This window comes from Actinoplanes sp. NPDC048791, from assembly GCF_040650095.1.
In the GTDB taxonomy this organism is placed as follows: Bacteria; Actinomycetota; Actinomycetes; order Mycobacteriales; family Micromonosporaceae; genus Actinoplanes.
Window position 1 is genome coordinate 1 of sequence record NZ_JBEZGQ010000887.1, and the last position, 3,469, is coordinate 3,469.

A 3,469-nucleotide genomic window follows, 5' to 3' on the forward strand; every position below is an offset into this window, starting at 1 on the left:
GCGGTGCGGGGCTGGTGGCGCCGGTAGATGGGCAACGGCCAGACAGCACGGTACGGGGGGCCGGGCGGCACCGGCCCGGATCTCATCGGCTCCGGTGCGTTCCCGGTGGTCGCCGTCCACCCGCCGGAGCAACGGGCCGGCGCTCCCCAGCCGCAGGAGACCAGGGTCGACGTGGATGTGGCGCAGCCGCTCACCCGGCCACCCCCCGAGCCGTTCGCCCGGTCATCGGCGGGTGTACCAGACGGTCGCCCGGGTGGGCTGGAACGGATCGACGGCGGTGAGCCCGACCGCGAGACCCCGGTCGTTGATGTCCTCGCCCTGGCTGGTCTCCCGGCCGAGGGCATCGAGCTCCAGCGTCGCGCCCCGCCGCCAGACCACTCCCCTGGTGGCGCTGGTCCCGGTCCGGGACCCGACCACGTCGCCGCGCTCGTTGATCGCACTGCCCCAGGTCTGCGCGTGCGTCCCGGCGGCCGCGTCCAGGTCGGTCATGACGCCGTTCTCCCAGCGGAACGCCCGCTCGGAGCTGGTCGCACTCGCGGCGCTCCCGGTGATCTGGCCCCGGTTGTTGATGTCGGCGGCCCGCGAGTCGGCCCCGCCGAGCGTGCCCAGGTCGGTCATCCGGCCGTGCCGCCACCGGAACGCGTGGATGTCGCCGGTGGCGGTGGTGGCGAAACCGACGACCTCACCCCGGTCGTTGAGGTCGGTCACGGTGACCCGGTCGCCGCCGAGGGTGCCGAGGTCGGTGACCACTCCGCGGTCCCAGAAGTACGCCCGGCTGGCAAAGGTCTCGCCGGAGACATGGTGCGCGGCGATCTGACCCCACGCGTTCACTTTCATCGCGCTGGTGAAGCCGCTCGGGATGCCGGTGTCGGTCAGCACGCCGGCCCGCCAGTGGAACACGTGCTCGGAGCCGTCGGGCAGCGCGCTGCGGCCGGCCACGTCACCGTTGGCGCCGACCGAGCGGGCGTTGCTGGTCGGCCCGCCGAGCGTGCCGAGGTCGATCATCCGGCCGTGCCGCCACCGGAACGCGTGGGTGGAGCCGTCGGGCAGATCGCTGTCACCCACCACGTCACCGGCGTCGTTGAGATCGAACGCGCCGGTGAACGCACCGCCCAGCCCACCGATGTCGGTGTAGCGGCCGCGTTGCCAGATGGTGCCGCTGAGGAAGAGCAGCACCTGGTCCCGGTTGTTCACCCGCCAGGCGAGGGTGGCCTCCCCGCCGGGCGGCACGATGTCGACGCCGGGCACCACGCGGCTGGGTGGAGCGGCGGTCGCCGGGCCGGCCGTGGTCGCGAGCACCAGGCAGGCGACGGGCAGGACGGAGACTGTCAAGCGGCGCGCGATCGAACCGGCCATGACCCCACCTTCCGGTGACCCGCCACCGGCACTACCGGCGGCCCGGACTGCCACCAGAGCACACATCACATCGGCAGGCAACGACATTGCGCCAACCCGACTCCAGCGCTCCGTCGGGGCCGGCCGGGGTCTCCGACTGAAAGGGCGCCCACCTGGGTAGAGACACCCCGCTGATCGGCTGTTCGACGCGCGGAGGAAACGTGAACTATCGGGTCGAGTACAACGGCGAGGATCTCGAGCTCGCCACCCTGGACGCCGCGCTGGACAACGCGAAGCAGGCCATCGCCGCCGATATCGGACCGGTCAGCGGGTGGACCGTCGAGCACGACGAGTCGATCAACGACTGGTTCGTGCAGGGCGTGATCAACGGTGAGGCGGTCGGGGCGACCGCGGTCGTCACCGGTCCCGAGCCGATGATGGCCGCGCAGACCTATCCGCGGCACGCGCCGGCGCACAGCGACGATCTCGCCCGGCGGCGGGTGTTCACCGGGTCGACGCCGGCCGACGCGCTCGGCATGGCGGCGAACTGGCTGGCCGGCCGCCCGGAGGTCGTCGCCGTCGACGACCTGGGCTGGCGTCAGAAGCGCGACGGTTATGAGCTGCGGGTCTACTACCGCAGCTGACCCAGCTTGGCGTAGAGCAGGCGGTCGCGCCACGCGCCGCGGATCAGGAAGTGGTCGCGCAGGTGGCCTTCGCGGGTCATGCCGATCTTCTCCAGCACCCGGACCGAGCCGGCGTTCTCCGGGTCGCAGGTGGCGGTGATCCGGTGCAGGCCACCGCCGGTCAGGCCGAAGTCGAGGACCGCGCGGGCCGCCTCGGTCGCGTACCCCTGGCCCTGAACCGCCGGGGCGATCAGATAGCCCATCGTGCCGCGCCGGTGCTCCGGGCTCTCGAGGTGCAGCTCGGCCGAGCCGATGAGGGCCTGGTCCGCCCGGCGGACCACCGCGAACTTCCAGGTCCGGCGCGGCGTCTCGGTCTCCGACGCCAGGGCGTAGGTGAGGAAGACGCCGGTCTCCTCCGGCGTGTTCGGACCCCAGTCCATCCACCGCACGACCTGCGGGTCGCCGGCGATCACGTGCAGGGCCGCGTGGTCGTCGGCCCGGAACGGGCGCAGCAGCAGCCGCGCGGTGCTGAGTTCCATCGCGCGATTATCGCCCGGTGCCCGCGTTCAGCGCAGCGCGTAAGGCCTGGACCGGCCGTCCCCGGGGCTGGCTGAATGAGGTGATGACGCGCGCCGCCTACGACAAGATCGCCGACTGGTACGAGTCCGAGTTCATCCGCCCGCAGTCCGGTGAGGACGATCCGCTGGGCGTGCACGACGCACTGCGCGAGCTGCTCGGCCCCGGCGCGGGTCTCTGCCTGGAGATCGGCTGCGGGACGGGCGTGTACGCCGCGGCGGTCCGCCGGCTGGGCCGTACGCCCATCGGGGTGGACCTCTCCGCCGGGATGCTGCGGCACGCCGCCGGCCGACTCCCGGTCGCGCGGGGCGACGCCACCCGGCTGCCGTTCGCCGACGCCTCGGTGCCCGCGGTCATCGCGATGATGGTGCACACCGACATGCCCGGCTACCCGGCCGTGCTGCACGAGGTCCGCCGGGTGCTCGCGCCCGGCGGCGTCTTCGTGCACGTCGGCGTGCACCCGTGCTTCTGCGGCGCGTTCGCCGACCGCGCCGACCCGGCCGCCATCGTCGTCCGCCCCGGCTACCGCGAGCGCGGCTACAGCCGGGACTCCTGGACCAGCCAGGGCGTGCGCGACAAGGTCGGCGCGATGCACTTCCCGCTGGCCGAGCTGCTCGGCGCGTTCGTCGCCGCCGGGCTGACCGCGGACGGGTTCGTCGAGGGCGGCGAGCCGACGCCGATCACCTTCTCAGTGCGGGCCCGCTGACCACTCGGCCAGCGCGGTCTCGCTGGTGACGTGGTCCAGCGCGAGGATCGCCGCGCCGTGCAGCGCGCCGTCGTCGCCGTGCACCGCGTCGACCACCGGCGGCGGCTGTCCACGATGGAACGCCATGAGCCCGTCGGTGTAGGCCGTGTCGAAGACGTCCGGGGCGGCCGCGCGCAGCGGAGCGGCGAGCCCGCCGAGCGTGACCATGTCCGGGTCGTGCACGTTGACC

General features: G+C 73.2%; 4 protein-coding genes and 1 pseudogene. 2 read left to right on the forward strand and 3 right to left on the reverse strand.

Annotated features, from left to right (window positions below; genetic code table 11):
• Positions 1–222: 222 nt before the first annotated feature.
• On the reverse strand, positions 223–1,356 hold the full coding sequence (locus AB0C29_RS39095) for a hypothetical protein (RefSeq protein ID WP_360831615.1): 1,134 nt from the start codon (positions 1,354–1,356) through the stop codon (positions 223–225).
• A gap of 200 nt (positions 1,357–1,556) precedes the next feature.
• On the opposite strand from AB0C29_RS39095, the gene AB0C29_RS39100 reads away from it, so the two are divergent.
• Positions 1,557–1,979: a hypothetical protein gene (locus AB0C29_RS39100; RefSeq protein WP_360831618.1), complete on the forward strand. Its 423-nt coding sequence runs from the start codon at positions 1,557–1,559 to the stop codon at positions 1,977–1,979.
• Here the strand turns inward: AB0C29_RS39100 and AB0C29_RS39105 are convergent.
• Positions 1,967–2,497 (reverse strand): GNAT family N-acetyltransferase, encoded by a 531-nt coding sequence (locus AB0C29_RS39105; protein ID WP_360831621.1) that lies wholly within the window; start codon positions 2,495–2,497, stop codon positions 1,967–1,969. The genes AB0C29_RS39100 and AB0C29_RS39105 overlap by 13 nt on opposite strands.
• An 83-nt stretch (positions 2,498–2,580) precedes the next feature.
• On the opposite strand from AB0C29_RS39105, the gene AB0C29_RS39110 reads away from it, so the two are divergent.
• Positions 2,581–3,240 (forward strand): class I SAM-dependent methyltransferase, encoded by a 660-nt coding sequence (locus tag AB0C29_RS39110; RefSeq protein WP_360831624.1) that lies wholly within the window; start codon positions 2,581–2,583, stop codon positions 3,238–3,240.
• On the opposite strand, the pseudogene AB0C29_RS39115 reads toward AB0C29_RS39110, so the two are convergent.
• A pseudogene (locus AB0C29_RS39115) lies at positions 3,223–3,469 on the reverse strand (XylR family transcriptional regulator); the annotation flags it as partial. The gene AB0C29_RS39110 and the pseudogene AB0C29_RS39115 sit on opposite strands and share 18 nt — an antisense overlap.

What these genes read in the sequence shown, in the direction of transcription:
- AB0C29_RS39105 (WP_360831621.1), bottom strand. Translation starts at nt 2,497, where the DNA reads ATGGAACTCAGCACCGCGCGGCTGCTGCTGCGCCCGTTCCGGGCCGAC.
- AB0C29_RS39110 (WP_360831624.1), top strand. Translation starts at nt 2,581, where the DNA reads ATGACGCGCGCCGCCTACGACAAGATCGCCGACTGGTACGAGTCCGAG.
- AB0C29_RS39095 (WP_360831615.1), bottom strand. Translation starts at nt 1,356, where the DNA reads ATGGCCGGTTCGATCGCGCGCCGCTTGACAGTCTCCGTCCTGCCCGTC.